Annotated in this window: 2 protein-coding genes and 1 pseudogene; all 3 read right to left on the reverse strand. The window is 45.6% G+C overall.

What is annotated here, in order from left to right:
- Positions 1-1,917 (reverse strand): histidine kinase dimerization/phospho-acceptor domain-containing protein (locus tag B7X71_RS14630; RefSeq protein WP_293601177.1); only part of this gene is annotated, 1,917 nt, incomplete at its 3' end.
- Positions 1,914-2,495, reverse strand: a complete 582-nt coding sequence (locus B7X71_RS14635) for a DUF4390 domain-containing protein (RefSeq protein WP_293601179.1) — start codon at positions 2,493-2,495, stop codon at positions 1,914-1,916. The genes B7X71_RS14630 and B7X71_RS14635, both read right to left, overlap by 4 nt.
- Positions 2,492-2,854, reverse strand: a pseudogene (locus B7X71_RS14640) (16S rRNA (cytosine(967)-C(5))-methyltransferase RsmB); the annotation flags it as partial. The gene B7X71_RS14635 and the pseudogene B7X71_RS14640, both read right to left, overlap by 4 nt.

Raw genomic sequence — 2,854 nt, forward strand, 5'->3', positions numbered from 1 at the left:
ATTTGGGCTGCGCTCATCAAGCTGAGTTTTTATGGGGCTTCCCTCATATAAACCCAAAATCTCTTGTATCAAGGCGTTGATTGAGACTGACTTTAGTTGTGGGCTTGGCGTTTTTGCAAAATCCCTAAAATCATTCACCATCTCTTTCATTGCCTGGACTTGTCCGATGATCGTTTCAGTACTACGGTTCATCATCTCTTCTTGCTCGGGGCTCAACTTACCTGCTAACTTATGCTGCAATCTCTCTGCTGAGAGCTGTATTGGGGTTAGCGGATTCTTAATCTCGTGCGCCAGGCGCCTAGCAACCTCACTCCAGGCAATTGAGCGCTGAGCGCTTACTACATCAGTAATATCATCAAACACCACCATACATAAATCCGCAGTTAACTCGGTTCCGCGAATAAATAAGGTGACACCAGGTTCATTCTCGAACTCGTTTGTACTGTGGAGCTGGATCTGCTTTTGCCATACTGGTGCCGATTTCTTGGCCTCTAAGTCTGGCTGGCCACTCTCTACGCCGACTGCTAGCTTCATGGTGGCAAAGCCCTCTTTAATTGCCTTATCAAATTCAACAAGACTTGGACTATCACTTAAAGGACGTCCATCCATTCGCGTTAAGTCTTGCCCAAAGATGCGATCAGCCCCCGCATTGCTTGAAACCACATTGAAGTTTTTATCGAAAATACAAACGCCAGCAGTTAAATTGCCTAATACTGTTTCTAAGAATGATTTGGATTCCTGGAGAGATGTCCTGGTATCGGCCAACTGACGGGTCATCACATTAAATTGGCGGGTTAACATCCCCAATTCATCGCCAGTATCTAACTCTGGTTTGGGGGATAAGTCACCCTGAGCAACAGCCTGCGTCCCCCGTAACAACATCAACAAAGGCCTTGCAAGCTGACGGCCCAAGGTCAAAGCCAAAGTAACCGCCACAAATAATGCAAAAAATAGAGTTAATGTAAGCGTACCTACAAACATTTTTCTTAGGCCAGTTCGGCCCAAGGACTTCTCTTGATAATCGCTATAGGCTGACTCAACTGCAACAATATTTTTAGCCAATGGTCCGGGAATAAAACGCACTAACTGCAAAAAATATTTATCTTCTACCTCTTTAGCAGAGCCTGATTTACCGGAGAGCTGTTTTTTACGGATAATCGGCACAATTGCCCTCACTCGATAAGCGCGCTGTCCACCTTCTACTTCAATTTGCTCTACAGAGGAGATGCCCTTCTTTTTAAACGCCTCAGTAATGGTATCGGGGGCAGGTGCTGGCAGATATTTTTTAGGCCGCGATTCACTGGTTAAGATCAAGTTACGCTGGATACCAAAAAGGCTTACCTCTTGAATGCCAAATTGATTGCGAATCTTCATCACCATGGAGCCAACTTGCTCAGAACTTGTGCCCGATGGAACTTGGGTAATTTGCTCAGCAATGTAATTGCCTTCAGCCAAAATCTCCTCTTGAGCAACGCGCAGAGTAACTCGCCCCAGCTCAAGCCCAGCATCTAATGCTGACTCTACCTGCACATCAAACCATGTTTCAATACTGCGAGAAACGAACTGCAAAGAGACGCCATACAAAATTAAGCCTGGGACCACTCCAACCAGAGCAAAAATCATGGCTAGCTTGGCAACTAAGCGGGTACCAAACCGTCCCTTACGCCAACGAATGGCAATGACTATCACCAAGGTCAAAATGACTAGCGTCAAACAAATGCCAATGATGACGTTGGCCGCATAGAGCCAAATAAAATAGTTATCAAAGAACTCGGTGTTGGATGTTGCAATGGATAGCAAGACTAGCAATAGGAGCGCAAAAGTACCAATTACTGCCATTGCTATCGGCAGTGCGCGTCTTTTCCAAGCATCCTTCTCAAACGCATTTGATCCAATGAAGTCTAAAGAAATCTTCATCGTTTAATCAGGTTGGGGCCGGTTGGTAAAAATGGAAAGCGAACCCAATCACTTGTCACATTCCAGTCTCGATTGTTTAGTGCATTTACCTGGAATGGCTTGGGTAGCCTACTCAAATCTAGAGTCATTCTGAGCGCTGCAGTGTAAGACTTGCTTGCGTCAATTTGGCTGCCATCAATTACCCGCCAACCCCCAATACTCCCTACTGCCTGCAAGGCCTCAAATATAGTTTTTGCAGAAAAGGTAAAGCCTTCAGAGGCTATGCGATATTGCTGAGTCATGGGCTGATAAGACAATCGTATTAGTCGCTGAGCCATCGCAGGCTTTTCATCAAACCAATACCAACGCGAACGAGTTACATCAAACTCAGTCTGAAAATATAAGACAACCCCTTTTTGAACTGCGTCTTCTAGACCCGGACTCAATTCAATCTTAAATGTAGCATTTAATAGCCAGTCGTTATCCACCCGCTCTAGCTCAGCAGATTTAAGCTTGATCCCCTCTGCATTTGCAACTGCTGAAAATAGACTCAGCGCTATCAAAATACAAAGGGTGAATTGTTTAATGCATTGGCTCATGGCCCTTTTTTCTTAAACAAGGCATAGAAAAAACCATCATTTAGCTCGGCGGGCAAAATTTGTCCGGGAGCGCTCAATCGTAACGCATCGAGATGCTCATTTGCAAACCAAGCGGCCTGCTCCACACCTTCTTCTGGAAATACGGAGCAAGTCACATACAAAAGCGTGCCGCCCATTTTGAGCATCTTCCACGCTTGCTCCAAAATAGCGCGTTGCCTCAACTGTAGCGCTTTAATATCTGCCTCACGACGCAAGAAGGGGATATCGGGGTGTCTTGCAACAATGCCAGATGCTGAGCAAGGCGCATCCAATAAGATTTTGTCAAACGGCTTACCATTCCACCAGGCTGACTTTGAGGC

The organism is Polynucleobacter sp. 39-46-10 (assembly GCF_002282275.1).